Genomic DNA, 18174 nt, shown 5'->3' on the forward strand with positions numbered 1-18174 from the left:
CGGCACCGAATTTAAAGGTCTTTGGAAACCGGGCCCGTTTCTTCATCGCTAAAAGAATTTCCAGCATCACCGGAATCAGCAGGAGGCTCCGCACCTGCTTTCATAAGCGGCAGGGTCACCTGAACCGTTGTCCCCGTGCCCAGCTCGCTTTCCATGTTGATGGTCCCTTTATGGAGCTCGACGAGCTGCTGGGTAATCGCCAGGCCAAGCCCGGTTCCCCCGCCTTGATGATTTACCTGGAAGAAACGGTCCTTGACGCGGCGCAGATTCTCTTCACTGATCCCGATCCCGGTATCCTTAACACTGATCGTCGCTGATTCGTCTCCTTTGGACACTACCAGGTAAATAATCGAATTCTCGTGCGAAAATTTGATCGCGTTATCGACGATGTTTAAGAAAACCTGCTTCAGCCGGTTGGCATCCCCGGACACCATCACAGGCTGCTCGGTCTCCCCTTCCAGCTTCAAATGGATTTGCTTCTGCTCGGCTTTAGCCCAAACATTCAGCATAATCTCCTGCAGCAGCTCGGTAATATTGACGCTTCCGATGACCAGCTTCATCTCATTCTGCTGCAGCTTGCTGAAGTCAAGCATTTCCTCGACTAGACCAATCAAACGATCCGTTTCTTTGGAAATAATCTTCATGCCGATTTCCGTTTCTTCCTTGTCGAAGCCGCCCATCGTCAGCGTTTCGCTCCAGCCTTTAATGCCGGTCAGCGGCGTGCGCAGCTCATGGGAAATGGAAGAGATAAAATCATCCTTGATCTGATTGCTCCGCACAATCTCCTGAGCCATAAAGTTTAGGGTGGCGGCCAGCTCACCAAGTTCGTAAGCATAGTCGCCTTTGACCCTGACGTCAAAGTCCCCCTTCGCCATCTGGGAGGAAACGGCCTGAATATTATTGATCGGCTTCACGATCGAGTTCGCCAGGCCCATGCTGAACAGCAGCACGACCGCCAGTACAACAAGCCCGATGACGATGGCAAGCAGCGTAATATTCAGCAGCTTTTCATTGACCAGCTCAAGCGACGTCACATACCTGATAATGAATTTGTTTGTGCCGTTTACCTTGAGCGGACTTGAAACCGCCATGACCAGCTCCCCGGTCCCCGGCTGCCTGCCAATCCATTTGCTGATGCTCCCTGCTTTAGCCTGCAGCACATCGCTTGTCTGCACAGGTTTATCGACCTGGAAGTCCGTGCTGTTCGTCAGCACCACCCCGTCGCCGTTTACGATCTCCACCTCGGTATTCACCAGCTTGAAGGTCTGGATCATGTCCGGCAAATAACTCAGCTCGTCATCTTCATTCTGCTTGACATACTTCTGGAAATAATCCGAAGCCCAGGCCGCGTAGTTCTCTAAATGAGTGCTTATGCTGTTGTAATAATAAGACCGGATCGCGAACATAAAGATCACTTCAACAAGCAGCAGTGTCACAAACACCACGATGAAATAATGCATGACGATCTGGCGGCCGATGCCCTTTTTGATCATTTACTATCGCCTTTCCATTTGTAGCCGTGACCCCATACCGTCTGCAGGTATTCAGGCTCGGATGGATTGCTTTCGATTTTCTGCCGCAGCCGGCGGATATTGACATCCACAATCTTCGGATCGCCCATATAATCTTTGCCCCAGACATGGTCCAGCAGCACATCCCGGCTAAGCGGCGTATTCTCCTGCTCGAGGAAATATTGAATCAGCGAAAATTCAGTTGGCGTCAGCTCCAGCAGCTGCCCGTTTTTCTTGAACTGCTTGGAGATGAGGTCCAGCGAAAAAGGTCCGGATGTGAACGACACCTTCGCGCTGCTCTCCCGGTAAACATTGACCCGGCGCAGCAGCGAATGGATTCTAGCAATCAGCTCGGTTGGACTGAATGGCTTGCTGACATGGTCATCCGCGCCGACGGACAAGGCATACACCTTATCCTGCTCTTGCACTTTGGCCGTCAGAAAAATAATGCCGATCCGTTCGTTCGTCTCGCGAACTCTCCGGCACACTTCAAACCCGTCGATCCCCGGAACCATGACATCGAGCAAAGCAATGTCAATATCCGGAACCGTAGTCAGCTTGCTTAACGCTTCATAGCCGTCCGCCGCTTCCAGGACATCAAATCCGTTGCGTTTCAGATTGATGACGATAAAACTGCGAATGGATTCTTCATCTTCCAATATCAATACTTTACTCACAGCCTTTAACCCTTCCTCTCCGGTCCATTCTATTGTCCTTATCCCTGAATCCAGCCGTCAGCAGCTGATTCTGATTCTGTCAGCCGCCTATTGCTCCCCCCAGCCGACCTTGGCGTTCGTATTAAGCCCCCGGTAGCCAATGACCCGGTCTGTGGTGCGTTCGAGCAGCTTCCAGTCTGCCTTGTTCCGGTCCCACTGGGATAAAGTGAAATATTTGACTTCAAGCACCGTGTGCCCGTTGTCCGTCCTTACAAATTTGATGTATTGATTCTTGATCGACTTCGTATCAACCGTAACCTTGCCAATCAGATCCGTCGGGATAGGCAGGCCCAGGAATTCTTCCCAGACCGGCTTGCCTCCGGAATCCACCTGATAATAATTATACAGCCAGGGGATGTCTTCCAGGGAGAAGCCGTCCCAACCCGCCGGCTTCTGAAGCAGCCCGTATTCGAGAATGCCATCCCCGTTCACGTCGCCGCTCGGTATCCGTTCATCCTTGAAGGTTTGATCCTGGCCCAGCACTTGGATCAGCTTGCCGCCCTTCATTGTAATGACGAGAGTATAAGACGAGTTGCCCGCCGCGTTTAAGGAAACGTCAAGCATAATTCCCTGTTCGCCGCCGGTCGAAATCTTACCGGTCACCATATTGTAATATCCGTTTATGTTGGAATCGAGATCCAGCTTGTTAAGCTGCTCGAAGGACTTCCCGTCATATTGATAGGTGGTCACGTTGGAGAACTCGTTTTTCTTGAAATAGACGATCGAAAGATCCGTTTTGCCGTCCGCATTCAAATCGTTGACCACGTAATAGGTGTACGGAAGCTCAACCAGAATTTTCTCTAACTTCCCGTCTACATAAGAATAAACGGACAACCCCTTCTGCACCTGCTGCTCACCGCTTGAATAACCGGCAATGATGTCGATCTTCCCGTCATTGGTTAAATCGGCCAGCCTTAATGACTCCAGCACCTGTCCCTCTCCGTCAATTTTAGCCTGAGGAGCCCAGGTCCCGTTCTTATTAACGAATATGACGCCGTGAATCGGCACGGGATCGTCAGGCGTTTCATAGAAGATAAGCGCTTCATTATGTCCATCGCCATCAAGATCCACCACTCGAATCAGACTTGTTGTCCCATCGTCGTTTGGACGTATCAGCGTGCCGCCGCTCGGCAGCTGGGCTAAGTATTGGTTAACCACACTCTTTAACGATTCATTATCGGAAGTGAGCTGCGGCGCTTTCATCGAAGCTTTCGGATCAAAGTCCAGATTGCAGCCGCTTAATACAAACATGAGTAGACATACAAGCAGAACGCCCAGTTTGTTTCTGCCTTTCAACCGCATCCCTCTTTCCATGCTAAATCAGCTTCTTCTCGCTGCCGGTTAATCTTCTGCCGGCCACATCGAGCACCAGCTTGCCTTCCGAGATTCCCCAGATCCGGGTGCACCACCGCTCAGCCAGCTCGATCGGCAGGGCGGCTATGACCGTCTTGTTCTGCTCCTCGCAAATGGACTTGAGCGTCTGGAGCACATGATCAGCAGAATGCGGATCCAGTCCGACCACCGGCTCATCGGCCGTGATTACCGTGGCGCCGTGAACCAGCGCCATGCAGATGGCAATGCGCTGCTTCTCTCCGCCGCTCAGCTTGCCCGCCGGAATCTTGGCTTTATCCAGCAGGCCGAACCGCTCCAGCTCGTCCATCGCTCCCATATAATCATCCGAACGGACGGCACCGGTCAAGCGGCGCCACCATGGCGTTTGGCCGGCTTGACCGATCAGCACGTTTTTATGCGCTGTTTTGTTCGGGTTCAGCTGAGGATTCTGTTCAAGATATGCGAACCGGGATTTATTTTTCATAGAAGCGCCGCCGCTTCCGGTAATCAAGCTCTCCCCCTGCGAGGTATAAGTGCCTTCGTTCCAACGGGTCCGAAGCGCCAGACAGCGCAGTAAGGTGCTTTTTCCGCTGCCGCTTGGCCCCACGACGCCAATCATTTCTCCTTCCCCGAATTCCAGGGAAATGTGATCAAAAATGGTTTTCTCTTCTGAAGACATATGTTTTGTCAAGCCCGCAACTTTATACATCGACTAATCTCCTTTTGACTTTTAACAACCGCAACTCCCTAACCTTTAGTGTAGGGGAAATGGGACATAAAATCCAGCGGGAAAGCAGTTTAAGGGGTTTCAGGTTTGTTACTTTTATATCGTTTTGCTTTTAGACGGGCTGCCTTTAAACAGGAATCCGGATAACGCAAACAGAATGTACCCTGAGCCCAGCAGCAGGAACAGCGCGCTCGTAAGCCCTGCTTCCATCAGCGCGCCGCTGAAGTTCGGGCCAACCATGCTGCCCGCGTTGAAATGGAACGAAGCAACGACATTGGCGGCAGGAAGCAAGGTGCGGGGCAAAATGTCCGCCGCAAAGGCGAGCCCCAGCGAGAAAAACGAACTGACCAGGCCGCCGGCCAGCATAAAAATAATCAGGAGCGGCCAGAAAGACGCTCCGCTAAGCGGAACGGCGAAGAACAGCAGACCGCCGAGCAGTCCGGCCGCCATCAACACTTTTTTACGCCCGATCCGGTCGCTTAGCAGCCCGAGCGGCAGCTGAAGAATCAGGCCGCCGATGCCAAAGAAAGGCAGCAGCGTAGATATTTCTCCCGAATCCAGACCGATCCGCAGGCCGTATACCGGGAAGGTTCCGCTCATGCCGGCTTCCATATAGCCGTAAAGTAAAGCCGGAATCAAGGCAAACCAGGCCAGGGCATACACCTTGGCATACCTTCTTCCGCCTTTTTCTTCATGAGTTTCCTGCCGCGGAGGATGGGTATCCTTTAGTCTGTAAATAATTATCAGAACCAAAGCCAGAAACAGGCCGGACAAAACGATAAAAGGAGCCATATTGCCGAAATGCAGCAGCTTGATGCCGAGCGGACCAAAGCTGAAGCCAAGCCCGTAGAACATGCCGTAAAGCGAGATGATCCTGCCCCGCTGATTGGGCGGCGTCACCAGCAGCAGCCACAGCTGGGCCGCAAAATTGATGGCGCTGTCCCCCATTCCGACGATCAGACGGAGCACAAACCAAAGGGACAGGCTCGCGGTCAGCGGGAATAAAGGAAGCGCAGCGGTGACGGCAATGAGCCCGCCAAGCAGCAGCTTTTTAAAACCGGACACCTTCAAAATGCGTTCCGCCATGATCGACATTGCAAATGAACCTATATATAAAGCTGCGGCGTGAAAGCCGTTAACCGAGGAAGAGATCCCTCTTTGTTCCATAAATATAGATAAAACCGGAAGCAGCAACCCTTGGCTTAATCCTGCTACGACTACGACTGAAATCAGTATCGCAATCGGTCCGTAAGACTCTCCCCCTGAAGTAAACCGGGATCTGATGGACGACAACCTTGATGACATGACTTAACCTCCATTTTTCCAATCAAACCCGACAGCTGTAATTCAGCCGCAAGGCAAAAATCTATCAAACTTAAACATTATAGTGGACAAGCTGGAAATGAACAAGCCATAATGGAAATAAATCACCAATCGAATCCATTCATCCTGGGAGGTACATAGAATATGTCCTACAAAGTAAGGGTGGACGTATCTTCGATCTACGAATTCCTGAACAGCTTTATCATTTTCAGCAGCTCCCGATGGATCAACAATCTGGATCTGGGGCATGAATGGGTGGCGGAATCAAGAGCCAAGCTGACCCGTCATGAAGCAGAGCTGTTTGATGAAGCCTCGAGCTGGCCCTTTGTCAATGTCGATCTCCTTCTGGGCTGGGCCATTCAAAGAAAACCGAAGATGCAAATCCCTGATTTTCTGGATTATTTGGAGTACGGGGACACCGAGGACGTGCATAGCCAGGTTCTGAAGCTGATGCCCAATCTGAAGCCTGACGCCATTGAATTTGTCCGCACCCGTTATGTCCCGCTTCTGCGCATATGGTACGAACGATATTTTAAACACATAGAACTGGAACACGAGCACTATCTGCGGGAAGACGTTCTTGAGAAGAAGGCTCTGGAAAGTAAAATAGAGCCCGTAGATTTAATAGAGATCTCCACCAGCGGTATTCTGGTTGGCGACCACCTTCCCATTGACGAAGTGGTGCTGCTGCCTACCCTGCACTTGAGACCTTTAAATACATATTGTTTTTTTGACCGCGTGCTGATGCTGCAGTACCCGGTAGATTTTCCGGAAAAAGAAGGACAGCCGCCGAACATTCTTCTCCGCCTGACCAGAGCGCTGGCCGAACCCAAGCGGCTGAACCTGCTGCGGTTTATTTCGGAATGCGGCCCGCTGTCCCTCTCGGAGATGAAGGAACGGCTGCCCGAGCTGGCCGATCAGCTGACCCATCACCTGATGCTGCTCCGGGTTGCCGGTCTGCTTCGCATTCATCTGGAGGTTAACCAGCAGGAGAACCAGCATGAAACCTACAGCCTTCGTGAAGACGGCATCGCCGATCTCCAAATTTTTCTTGAATCGTACATTCAGGTATAATAAACAAATGATTAGATTAGACAACTCTGGAACGACTGAAAGTAGCAAAGGAGCCTTATCACAATGACAAGCCAACCACATTTGCATCAGCACATTATCTTTGATATGGATGACACCCTGATCTACTGCAATAAATATTTTGAAGCGGTGCTGGAGGACTTTACCCGTCTCCTTCGCCATTTTCTGGGCAAGGACCGGCTGACCGCAGAGGAAATCCGGGCCAAGCAAGTCGAGATAGACGTGGCCGGTGTTCACCAGGTCGGGTTCGCGAGCCATCACTTTCCGGAATCCATGGTCGAAACGTACCGGTATTTCGCTACTCTGCTCGGCCACCCGATCAGTCAGATTGAGGAAGCACGAATTACCAAGCTGGGGTTAAGTGTATACGATCAGCTGGTGGAGCCTTACCCGGGAATGATCGAAACCCTGGACGTGCTGAAAGCGCAAGGTCATGACTTGTACCTGTATACGGGCGGCGAAGCCGCCATCCAGCAGCGCAAAATCGATCAGATGAAGCTTGACGTTTATTTTGGAGACCGCATCTATATCCGGCAGCATAAAAATGTCGAGGCGCTGGAAGAAATCATTGCCCTGCACCAATTTGACCGCAGCCGGACCTGGATGATCGGCAACAGCCTTCGGACTGATATCGAACCGGCCATCAAAGCAGGCATCAACTGCATTTATTTGAAACAACCGGACGAATGGGTATACAATATTATCGAATTAAAACCGGCTAAAGATACGACGATGTACACCATTACTTCGCTGCAGCAGGTACCGGAAGTCATCGCCGAAAATATCGCCGTCAAACACAAACGGACCCTTTAAGGGTCCGTTTGTTTGAAGAATTCGTCATTTTGTTTGATCTATGACAAATCAATGCCGGTTATACCTTTCCTCTGGATCGGCCAGCGCCTCTCCTGCCACGTCCCAGCGGCTGCGAAACTGCTCCAGGTTCGGATGCGGCGCTTCGGGAGCTGCCGAAAGAATCAGCCTGATCCGTTTGATCGCTTCTTTAAAAGCATCGTAACCGGCCAATCGGTTGGCCATTTCCGGCGTTACGTACAGAAAGAGCGGACCGCCGTAGATCTCTTCGAGATGGCGGACCGCCGCCTCGAAAGGCGTATATTTCTTCCGCCTTCCTTCCCAGCTTTCCAGCGTGACCAGCGAGCTGCCAAACCCCTGCTTCCAGGCGATCAGCGTTTTCTCTCTTTTGTGATACGGAGCGGCCGGAGTTTTCGTCATCCGTCTTAACGTTTCTTCATGCAGCGGATACAGCACCAGCTTCGTGAAGGAGCGCTGCCGGGCCGTTTCCAGGGCCGCCGCCAATTCCTGCTCCAACTCTTCTATATCCCCGGAATCAAAGCTGTCGTAAAACACCAGCACGCCTTTAACCGTCCGCACCGGCGGTTCATATCCGAAAGGCACTTGGGCCGTTTCTCTTTTCATAAAGTCCTCCTTGCTGCGGTTATCTTTACTATATAGCTTACCCTTTAATCGGGACGTTACATCCATTAGGTAAAACCGCTTTTAACAAGAATTCCGCTATCCGCTCCGATCCTTATGTCGGGACAATTCTGCCCCATTTTATTCCCGTTCCAATTCCAGCTGCCCGGTTGAAGAATCCCTCAGCACAATCCGCGCCTTAAATTCCGCGCCTGCTTCCGGTTTAAAAGACAACAGCTGGGTACGTCCTTTCTGGACTAGGGCGTTCAGCATCGCTTTGGATATCGTTTTCCCCTTAAATTCCTTCCAGATGACAAACCCGCAGCCCTGCTTGAAGTGCGTACAGCCGTAGCCTTTGCGCCCTTCGATCAGCTGTCCGCCGCAGCCCTGGCGTGGACATTCGCCGAGCACTTCCCGCTCTGCTGGAGCCTTCGCCGCCTGCATTTTGCCGGCCGCAGCAACAGCTGGCGCAGCATTTCCTGCCCGCCGAACGGCCGTCGCCGTCAGGCCCGCTCCGCCTTCGCTGTAGCCGGATCGGCTGCCGCCTGCCGGACTCCCTGCCGCAGCGGCAGCGGAAGGCGGGGCAGCCTCTCCTGCCTCACCGGCCCCGCTTCCCCGGGAGCTCCGTGTCTTCGCCCCGGCGGAAGACGCAGAAGCGCCGCGGGGACTGCGGACTTTTTTGGCCTGTTTCTGCTGGCCTTCAAACAGAGAGGCATCCGCCTTCTGCTGCACCCGGACTTTATCCACAATGGAAACGGTAAACCGTTTGACGTTCTCCATAAACTTTTCGGCCTCCGCTTCTCCCCTCGAGATCTGGTAGAGACGGCGCTCCCATTGGCCCGTCATTTCCGGCGAGGTCAGCAGCTCGACGCCTGCATGGCGGATCAGCTCGATGGCGGTGCGGCCTTTTTGCGTGACCGTGATTTTTTTCCCCTGCATCACAATGTATCCAACCTTCTTCAGCCGTTCGATCGTAGCAGCCCGGGTGGCAGGAGTGCCAAGTCCGGCATCTTTCATCGCTTCGCGCAGCTCGTCGTTCTCCAGCTGTTTGCCCGCACTCTCCATCGCTTTCAGCAGGGTTCCTTCCGTGTAGTCTTTGGGCGGCTTGGTCGCTTTTTCTTTGGCGTCAGCTTTTTTGCAGAGCACAACTTGATCCGGATCAACGGTAAAAGGTTCGCTTACCAGCTCTTCCTCCTGCTCGTCTTCGTCGTCTTTTTTCTTGCGGCTCCGCGAGCCCGAGCCAGAGCTTGAAGCATTCCCGTCATCCGCCTGGCAAATCTTCCAGCCCAGGGACAGCAGCTCTTTTACATTCGTTTTGAAGGTTTCATCCCGGACGACCGTCAACACCATATGCTGCTTGTATTCCGCAGGCGGATAGAAATGCGCCAGAAAACGCCGGATCACCAGATCGTAAATCTGCTGCTCCTCTTTGCCGAGGGAAGACGGGCGTTTCAGCGTAGGCAAAATCGCATGGTGGTCCTCCACCCGCTGCGGGTTACAGACCGCCTTGTTGTTTTTATGGACCCGGCCCGGCTCAGCGCCATCAGCCAGTTCTTTGTACGCCGATGATTTCAGCATCTGCAGCGTCTTCTGCATGCCGTCGATGTTTTGCTCCGTCACATAGTTGGAGTTCGTACGCGGGTAAGTAATCACCTTGTGGCGCTCATACAACGCCTGCGCGATATCCAGCGTTTTTTTGGCCGAGAAACCGTATTTCGCATTGGCTTCCCGCTGCAGCAGCGTCAAATCGTACAGCCTGTAAGGGTATTCCTTAGTGTCCTTCACATCATATTGCGTGATCCGCCCCTGCTGCTTGCGCACCTTCTCGGCAATCGCCGCCGCTTTCTCGGCATCCGTTAACCGCTCTCCCTGCCAAGTGCCTGTATATGAACGTTCCCCTTGCTGAAACACGGCTTTGATTTCGTAAAAAGTCTGCGAATCAAATTTCTCGATTTCCATCTGCCGGTCATAAATCAGCGCCAGCACCGGTGTCTGCACCCGGCCCACCGAAAGCAGCTCGCGGTGTTTAGTCGTAAAAGCTCTTGAGGCATTCATGCCCACCAGCCAGTCCGCTTCGCTCCGCGCTCTTGCGGCCATCGTCAGGTTATCGAATTCATGCCCGTCCCTCAAGCTGTTGAAGCCTTGGGCAATACTCTCGGAGGTCAAATCGGAAATCCACAGCCGTCGCACCGGCTGCCGTAATTTAAGCTGCTGCTGAATCAGCGCAAAAATATACTGCCCCTCCCGCCCGGCATCACAGGCGTTGACGATCTTGTCGCAGCGTTTGGCCAGCTCCGCGATCGTCTTAAGCTGGTCTTTCGTTTTCGGATTTGGCACAATCCTGAACTGCTCCGGCAGAATCGGCAGGTCGTTAAAATTCCAGCGTTTATATTTCGGGTCATAAGCATCCGGCTCCGCCAGCTCCAGCAGATGGCCGATCGCCCATGTAATGATATAATTATCGCCCTCCAGATAGACTCGGTTATTTTTGGCGCGGGGTTCAATCACCCTGCCAATTGTCCGTCCCATGTCCGGTTTCTCTGCAATTACGAGCGTCTTCAAACCCATTCCCCTTTCTCTCGCGAAAGAAAGGACCTTCGCCTGCTTTAGAGCAAATCGGCGAAAGTCCTTTTCTACCAATATGGCTATTATACCATAATTTTGGAATGGTTGTCCTGAGAGGCTAAATCGCTGCTGAAGAGAGAAACGCAAAAAAGCCCGCATCCTCATTCAGAGAACACGGGCTCCAGCAATCAGCTTAAGATTGAATCAGAGTTGTCGTTTGTTCGGGTTTATGCCAATGTTTCGGGCTTAAGCCAACACTGTGGCGCCCATCAGGAATTTATCAACCTCTTTGGCAGCTTCGCGGCCTTCGTTGATCGCCCAAACCACAAGGCTTTGTCCGCGGCGCATGTCGCCGGCGGCAAACACCTTTTCATGGTTCGTTACGAACTTGCCGTATTTCGCTTTAACGTTGGTTCTGCGGTCGGTTTCCAAGCCAAGCTGCTGGACCAGCGTCTGCTCCGGCCCGTCAAAACCGATCGCGATCAACGCGAGCTGAGCCGGGAATACCCGTTCTGTCCCCGGGATCGGCTGATAGATTTTGCGGCCTGTTTCATCTACGATCCGTTCGATTTGAATGGTATGCAGCTCTTTCAGATTGCCGTTCCCGTCGCCGACAAATTTGGTGGTCATGATCGAGAATTCACGCGGATCGTTGCCGAATACCGCCTTGGCTTCCTGATGCGCATAATCCAAAGTATAAACGTTCGGGAATTGCGGCCAAGGATTCTGAATCGGGTCGCGTTCCAAAGGCGCTTTCGCATGGGTGCCGAATTGAGTTACGCTCTTGCAGCCATGACGCAAAGCCGTAGCCACACAGTCTGAGCCGGTATCGCCCCCGCCGATCACGATCACATCTTTGCCTTCAGCGGACAAATATTGGCCGTCCTCAAGGTTGCTGTCCAGGTAGCTCTTGATCGTGCCGTTCAGGAACGGCATGGCGTATTCTACGCCTTTCAAGTCGCTGCCTTCGATATTGAATTCACGTGGTTTGGTAGCACCGCCGCATAGTACAACCGCGTCGTAATCGTCAACCAGCTGCTGTGCCGGGATGTCTTTGCCAATTTCCGTATTGGTGATAAACGTGATGCCTTCAGCTTCCAGCAGTTTCACACGCCGCTCTACTACCTTTTTATCCAGTTTCATGTTTGGGATGCCGTAAGTAAGGAGTCCGCCGACACGGTCCGCACGTTCATATACCGTTACCAGGTGACCGGCTTTATTGAGTTGGGCAGCCGCAGCCAGGCCGGCAGGTCCGGAGCCAACGACCGCTACGCGCCGGCCGGTCCGTTTCTCAGGAGGTTCAGGTACTACCCAGCCTTCCTCAAAACCTTTTTCGATAATCGCCTCTTCAATGGTCTTGATCGTCACAGGCTGTCCGATCAGGCCAACTGTGCAAGACCCCTCGCAGGGCGCCGGACAAATGCGGCCCGTAAACTCGGGGAAATTGTTGGTTTTGTGCAGCCGGTCGAGCGCTTCTCTCCAAAGTCCACGGTAGATGAGATTATTCCATTCCGGAATCAGATTGTGTACCGGACATCCCGACGTGCCGCCGGTCATATCGATTCCCGTATGGCAGTAAGGTGTTCCGCAGTCCATGCAGCGGGCACCCTGTGTGCGAAGTTCTTCTTCGGACATATGTTTGTGGAACTCTTCCCAATCCTTGATCCGCTCCGCAGGACTACGATCGCCCGGAAGCTGGCGTTTAAATTCCATAAAACCCGTAGGTGTAGACATAACCATTCCCCCAGTCTGTTCGTTATCCTTACTCTTGTTCATGTTTCAACTAGTTTATCACCGCATATGTCAGCATTTTAATGGACTTATGAGTGGAAAATTTGCACTTTTCTACATCTCATTACGAACGTTCGTAAGTGAGAAATTTGTATTTGTACGGATTTTTTTCGTCGGTTAAACCCTGGCGTTCCTCAGTTAACTGAAAAAGACTCCAGTCGATCTCAGGCATCACCACGTCTCCTTCAATGCTCTCCTCGATCATCGTAACCAGCAGTTTATCAGCAATAGGAAGGAAATATGCGAACAGCTCGGCACCGCCGATCACCATCAGCTCCCCTTTATCCGCCAAGCGGACTGCTTCATCAAAGGTATGAATCACTTCAGCGCCTTCCGCTTTGAACGCTTTATCGCGGGTAAGCACCACATTTACACGATTCGGCAGGGGTCTGCCGTTCATTGATTCCCAGGTTTTGCGGCCCATCAGCACCGTTTTGCCTGTCGTCTGCGCTTTAAAGTAAGCCATATCCGCGGGCAGCCGCCAAGGCAGCGCATTGTCTCGTCCAATAACGCCGCCCTCCGCCATCGCCCAAATTAACGTAATGCTCATCCGTATTCCTCCCTGCTAAATGGCTACCGGAGCTTTAATTCCCGGATGATGCTGATAGTTCACAAACTCAAAATCCTCAAATTTGTAATCGAAAATAGATTCCGGTTTGCGTTTAATGACAAGCTGCGGCAGCGGATAAGGTTCTCGGGCAAGCTGCGTCTTCACCTGCTCCAGATGATTGGAATAGAGGTGTACATCTCCTCCGGACCAGATAAACTCCCCTACTTCCAGATCGCACTGCTGGGCAATCATATGCGTCAAAAGCGCATAGCTGGCGATATTAAACGGAAGTCCCAGGAATGTATCCACGGAGCGCATCGTCAGCATACAGGACAACTTCCCGTCTGCCACATAGAACTGGAACACAAAATGACAAGGGGGGAGCTTCATGTTGTCAATCTCCGCTACATTCCACGCGCTGACCAGGTGTCGGCGGGAATTCGGATTGTTTTTGATGCCGTCTACCAAAGCAGCGATCTGGTCAATCTTCCGGCCATCCGGTGCTTCCCAGGAACGCCACTGAGACCCGTATACGGGTCCGAGTTCACCGTTCTCATCTGCCCATTCATCCCAAATGGTTACTCCGTTCTCATGCAGATAAGATATGTTAGTCTCTCCTCTAAGGAACCAGAGAAGTTCATGAACGACGGATTTCAAATGAACACGTTTGGTTGTTACGAGCGGAAATCCTTCCGATAGATCGAAGCGGAGCTGGCGGCCAAATACGGACAGAGTACCTGTACCGGTCCGATCTCCTTTTTCAACACCATGATCGAGAATATCTTGCAGCAAATCCAAATATGCTTTCATTAAAGTCTTGCACCTCGTTTATATTCAGCCTCAAACCTGTCGTTTGCGGTATATTTAACGTCCATTATATCATCCCGCGTCAGGTTTGGGAGATTCAAATCCTTTATCAGGGTAAAAAATCACGTTATGCAGTACCCTCGTCCCACCTGCCCATACATCAAAAAAAGAGCGAGAACGTGAACGTTCTCGCTCCTTGCAAGCAGGTATCAAACTTATTTTTTAGGAGCCACTACGTGAATAGGGTGTCCTTCAACAAGCTCTGCTGTTTCCATCACAATTTCACCAAGTGTAGGGTGAGCATGGATAGTCAAGGAGATATCCTCAAGGGTAGCTCCCATTTCAATAGCCAGACCCAACTCGGCGATCAGGTTGGAGGCTTCAACACCTACAATTTGTGCACCGATAACTACGTCATTTTCTTCTTTGGCTACAATCTTGACGAAGCCCTCGGATTGATTCAGGGACAAAGCGCGGCCATTGCCCGCATACGGGAACTTGCCGACTTTCACCTTGTAGCCTTTCTCTTTCGCTTCGGATTCTGTGTAACCTACGCTTGCACATTCTGGATCCGTGAAGCACACGGCCGGAATAGCTTTGTAGTCCACGGCGGATGGAAGTCCGGAGATTGCTTCTGCGGCCACTTTACCTTCATAAGAAGCTTTGTGTGCCAAAGCAGGACCTGGAACAACGTCACCGATGGCAAAGATTTTAGGGTTCGAAGTCCGGCCTTGATGATCGACTTTAATCAATCCGCGGTCAGTCACTTCTACGCCTGCCAGCTCCAGACCGAAATCGCCATCCGTGTTAGGACGACGGCCAACGGTTACGAGCAGGTAATCGGCCGAAATTTCTTTGGTTTCGCCGTTTACGGAATATTTAACCGTAACTTCTTTATCGTTCTGTTCAGCACTTTCCGCTTTCGCGTTAGTGATGATTTCGATGTTCGTTTTGGCCATGTTTTTCGCAACAAGGCGGGTCATATCTTTGTCGAAACCAGGCAGGATACTGTCCATGCCTTCGATGATGGTTACTTTGGTTCCGAATTTGGAGTACATTTGACCCAATTCAGCACCGATATAACCGCCGCCGATCAGCACCAGGCTCTTAGGAACCTCAGGCAGGCTCAACGCTTCTGTCGAAGACAGGATGCGGCCGCCGAACGGGAATGGCTTCAGTTCGATCGGACGGGAACCTGTTGCGATAATGCAGTGTTTGAAACGGTAACGAGGAGCTTCGTTGTCATTGAACAAACGGGCTTCTGTTTCGTTGATAAACATGCATTCACCCTTGAAGACTTCAACCTTGTTGCCTTTCAGCAGGCCGGCAACGCCGCCGGTCAGCTTTTTGACAACACTGTTTTTGAATTCTTGAGTTTTGCCGAAATCCACTTTCACATTTTCAGCGGATACGCCGAATACGTCGCCGTGTTGTGCATTTTCAAATTGATGGGCTGCAGAGATCAAAGCTTTGGAAGGGATACAGCCTACGTTCAAGCAAACGCCGCCCACTTCCGCTTTTTCCACGATCAATACTTTTTGACCCAGCTGAGCGGCGCGGATAGCCGCTACATAACCGCCAGGACCTGCACCGATAACTAGTGTATCAATATCAAGAGACGCGTCTCCTACTACCATTCCTTACACCTCCATAACAAGCAGCTCTGGGTTAGCGAGCAGCTCTTTAATGTAGTTCATGAAGTTTTGAGCCGTTGCACCGTCAATCAGGCGGTGGTCAAAGCTCAAGGACAAGGCCATAACCGGAGCGGCAACGATTTCGCCGTTCTTCACAACCGGTTTCTCGGAGATGCGGCCTGTACCCAGGATCGCAACTTCAGGATAGTTGATGATCGGAGTAAAGAACATACCGCCTGCGGAACCGATGTTGGTGATGGAGATCGTGCTGCCTCTCATTTCAGCCGGTGTCAGTTTGCCGTCGCGGCCGCGGGAAGCCAGATCACGGATCGCGTCAGCGATCATCCAGATGCTCTTGCGGTCGGCATCTTTGATAACCGGAACAATTAAGCCGTTATCTGTATCGGTTGCGATACCGATATTGTAGTATTTTTTATAAACGATTTCGTTGTTCTCTTCGTCGATGGAAGCGTTAAGCGCCGGGAACTTGCGGGACGCTGCAACCAAAGCTTTGACGATAAATGGAAGATAAGTCACTTTCGTGCCTTTCTTCTCGGCGATTGGCTTCATGCGAGTACGGAACGCTACCAGCTCGGTGACGTCCACTTCGTCCATAATCGTAACATGTGGAGCTGTGTAAGCCGATTTAACCATCGCATTGGAGATCGCTTTACGGATACCTTTGAATGGTACACGTTCCTCTTCTCCATTTGCAGCAGCTGCTGGTGCGGATGCTGCCGCTGGCGCCGCCTTAGGCGCTGCTGCAGGAGCAGATGCTGCCGGCGCTGCGGATGCTGCAGGTGCAGGTGCCGCGGAGCCGCCTTTCTTGAAGGCTTCTACATCTTCACGGGTAATGCGGCCTGCTTTGCCAGTGCCTTTAACGAGAGTCAGGTCAACGCCCTGCTCGCGAGCGAATTTACGTACGCTAGGAGTAGCCAGAACTTCGGCGTTAGGAACGGCCGGAACCGCAGAACCGCCGGTGTTGGCTCCGCCTTTTGCTGCATCAGCTTCTTGAGCTGCTGCTTGGGCAGGAGCGGATTCTTGTCCAGCCTGCTCAGGAACTTCACCTTCAGCGTCAATAACCGCTACGACTTGGCCTACACGGAATACAGCACCGTCTTTGCCATACACTTCAAGCACTGTGCCGTTTACCGGACAAGGCACTTCAACGACAGCTTTATCGTTCTGCACTTCCATGATGATATCTTCATCCGTAACTTTATCGCCCGGTTTAATGTGCATTTTGATGATTTCACCTTCATGCAGACCTTCACCGAGTTCTGGGAACAGGTATTCAAATTTCGAAGATCCTGCAGATGCAACCGGAGCTGGAGCCGCTGCAGCAGGGGCTGCTGGCGCAGGCTCGCTGTGTGCTTCAGGAGCGGCTTCCTGTTCCGGAAGCTCGCCTTCCGCTTCGATTACGGCGACGACCTGACCTACGCGGAACACCGCGCCGTCAGCGCCAAAAACCTCTTGCACTACACCGTTCACAGGGCAAGGCACTTCGACTACAGCCTTGTCGTTTTGTACTTCCATAATAATATCTTCGTCGGTTACTTTATCCCCCGGCTTGATATGCATTTTGATGATTTCACCTTCATGCAGACCTTCACCAAGTTCAGGGAAGCGGTATTCAAATTTTGCCACCAGGAAGACCTCCTCTGGATTGATTTATAAGTTAAAATTCACGAACTTGTTGTACGGCAGCGATAATGCGCGCTGGAGTCGGGAGCCAGGTATCTTCGATTTGAGCAAACGGATAAACGGTATCCGGCGGTGTCACACGAAGGACTGGAGCTTCCAGGTGAAGAATGGCTTTCTCGTTGATTTGGGCAATCACTTCCGCCGCGATGCCTGCGGATTTCTGAGCTTCCTGAACCACGATCGCACGGTTCGTTTTCTTAATGGAAGCAATAATCGTATCGATGTCGAGCGGCACCAAGGTTCGCAGGTCGATAACTTCCGCTTTCACGCCGGTTTTCTCCAGCTCGTCAGCTGCTTTAAGCGCAGTATGAACCATCATGCCATAAGAGATAATGGTAACATCGGAACCTTCACGAACCACTTTAGCTTTGCCAAGCTCTACGGTGTAGTCGCCTTCAGGCACTTCATCACGGAAAGCATGGTACAGGTTCAAGTGCTCCATGAAAAATACAGGGTCGTTATCGCGAATCGCGGAGATCATCAGACCTTTAGCATCATAAGGATTGGAAGGTACAACCAGCTTGATCCCCGGAGTCTGGGCAATCAGGCCTTCCAAAGCATCGGTATGAAGCTCAGCCGCTTTAACGCCGCCGCCGAATGGCGTACGGAATACGATCGGCGCATTGTAGCGGCCGCCGGAACGGTAACGCATGCGGGCTGCCTGAACCAGGATTTGGTCCAAAGCTTCGAAGATAAAACCAACGAATTGGATTTCGGCAACCGGACGGAAGCCTTGAATACCCAAACCTACTGCCAAACCGCCGATTGCGGATTCAGCCAGCGGAGTATCAAATACACGCTCTTCACCAAATTGTTTCTGTAAACCTTCAGTCGCACGGAAAACGCCGCCCACATGGCCTACGTCTTCCCCGAAGATTACAACGTTCGGGTCGCGTTCCAGCTCAACGCGCAGCGCGTCGCGGATCGCTTCTTTCATGTTCATTTGTGCCATTGCTATTACTCCTCCTTAACAATTTCCTCGTCACGTTCA

General features: G+C 51.9%; 15 protein-coding genes. 2 read left to right on the top strand and 13 right to left on the bottom strand.

Annotated elements, in window-relative coordinates; genetic code table 11:
- Positions 1 to 11: 11 nt before the first annotated feature.
- From AWM70_RS08410 to AWM70_RS08430, 5 genes are all read right to left on the bottom strand, one after another.
- Entirely contained in the window at positions 12 to 1493 is a 1482-nt protein-coding gene (locus tag AWM70_RS08410; RefSeq protein ID WP_068695439.1) for a sensor histidine kinase, read from the bottom strand.
- Entirely contained in the window at positions 1490 to 2188 is a 699-nt protein-coding gene (locus tag AWM70_RS08415; protein ID WP_068695441.1) for a response regulator transcription factor, read from the bottom strand. Before AWM70_RS08415 ends, AWM70_RS08410 begins: the two co-directional genes overlap by 4 nt.
- 87 nt (positions 2189 to 2275) lie before the next feature.
- Positions 2276 to 3541: an FG-GAP repeat domain-containing protein gene (locus AWM70_RS08420; protein WP_068695443.1), complete on the bottom strand. Its 1266-nt coding sequence runs from the start codon at positions 3539 to 3541 to the stop codon at positions 2276 to 2278.
- A gap of 1 nt (position 3542) precedes the next feature.
- Positions 3543 to 4268, bottom strand: a complete 726-nt coding sequence (locus AWM70_RS08425) for a phosphonate ABC transporter ATP-binding protein (RefSeq protein ID WP_068695445.1) — start codon at positions 4266 to 4268, stop codon at positions 3543 to 3545.
- Between the two features lie 114 nt (positions 4269 to 4382).
- A complete protein-coding gene (locus tag AWM70_RS08430) occupies positions 4383 to 5591 on the bottom strand; it encodes an MFS transporter (protein ID WP_083180184.1) in 1209 nt (402 codons plus the stop codon).
- 162 nt (positions 5592 to 5753) lie between these two features.
- Between AWM70_RS08430 and AWM70_RS08435 the strand changes: the two genes are divergently transcribed.
- Complete coding sequence (locus AWM70_RS08435) at positions 5754 to 6683, top strand: ArsR/SmtB family transcription factor (RefSeq protein ID WP_068695447.1); 930 nt, start codon at positions 5754 to 5756, stop codon at positions 6681 to 6683.
- Positions 6684 to 6746: 63 nt separating this feature from the next.
- The gene (locus tag AWM70_RS08440; protein WP_068695449.1) at positions 6747 to 7514 is read left to right on the top strand and encodes an HAD family hydrolase; all 768 of its coding nucleotides are present in this window, start codon (positions 6747 to 6749) and stop codon (positions 7512 to 7514) included.
- Between the two features lie 48 nt (positions 7515 to 7562).
- Here the strand turns inward: AWM70_RS08440 and AWM70_RS08445 are convergent, their stop codons facing one another.
- The 8 genes from AWM70_RS08445 to AWM70_RS08480 form a co-directional block, all read right to left on the bottom strand.
- Positions 7563 to 8135, bottom strand: coding sequence for a hypothetical protein (locus AWM70_RS08445; RefSeq protein ID WP_068695451.1), 573 nt, complete (start codon positions 8133 to 8135; stop codon positions 7563 to 7565).
- Between the two features lie 138 nt (positions 8136 to 8273).
- Entirely contained in the window at positions 8274 to 10694 is a 2421-nt protein-coding gene (locus tag AWM70_RS08450; RefSeq protein WP_068700493.1) for a type IA DNA topoisomerase, read from the bottom strand.
- Positions 10695 to 10943: 249 nt separating this feature from the next.
- Positions 10944 to 12431, bottom strand: a complete 1488-nt coding sequence (locus AWM70_RS08455) for a glutamate synthase subunit beta (RefSeq protein ID WP_068695453.1) — start codon at positions 12429 to 12431, stop codon at positions 10944 to 10946.
- Positions 12432 to 12552: 121 nt separating this feature from the next.
- Positions 12553 to 13038, bottom strand: a complete 486-nt coding sequence (locus AWM70_RS08460; RefSeq protein ID WP_068695455.1) for a dihydrofolate reductase — start codon at positions 13036 to 13038, stop codon at positions 12553 to 12555.
- 15 nt (positions 13039 to 13053) lie between these two features.
- On the bottom strand, positions 13054 to 13848 hold the full coding sequence (thyA, locus tag AWM70_RS08465) for a thymidylate synthase (protein WP_068695457.1): 795 nt from the start codon (positions 13846 to 13848) through the stop codon (positions 13054 to 13056).
- Positions 13849 to 14060: 212 nt separating this feature from the next.
- Positions 14061 to 15482 (bottom strand): dihydrolipoyl dehydrogenase, encoded by a 1422-nt coding sequence (gene lpdA / locus AWM70_RS08470; RefSeq protein WP_068695459.1) that lies wholly within the window; start codon positions 15480 to 15482, stop codon positions 14061 to 14063.
- Between the two features lie 3 nt (positions 15483 to 15485).
- A complete protein-coding gene (locus AWM70_RS08475) occupies positions 15486 to 17126 on the bottom strand; it encodes a 2-oxo acid dehydrogenase subunit E2 (RefSeq protein WP_068695461.1) in 1641 nt (546 codons plus the stop codon).
- A 31-nt stretch (positions 17127 to 17157) separates the two neighbouring features.
- On the bottom strand, positions 17158 to 18135 hold the full coding sequence (locus AWM70_RS08480; RefSeq protein WP_068695463.1) for an alpha-ketoacid dehydrogenase subunit beta: 978 nt from the start codon (positions 18133 to 18135) through the stop codon (positions 17158 to 17160).
- Between the last annotated feature and the right edge of the window lie 39 nt (positions 18136 to 18174).

Origin of the sequence: Paenibacillus yonginensis (genome assembly GCF_001685395.1) — a bacterium.
Classification (GTDB): Bacteria; Bacillota; Bacilli; order Paenibacillales; family Paenibacillaceae; genus Fontibacillus; species Fontibacillus yonginensis.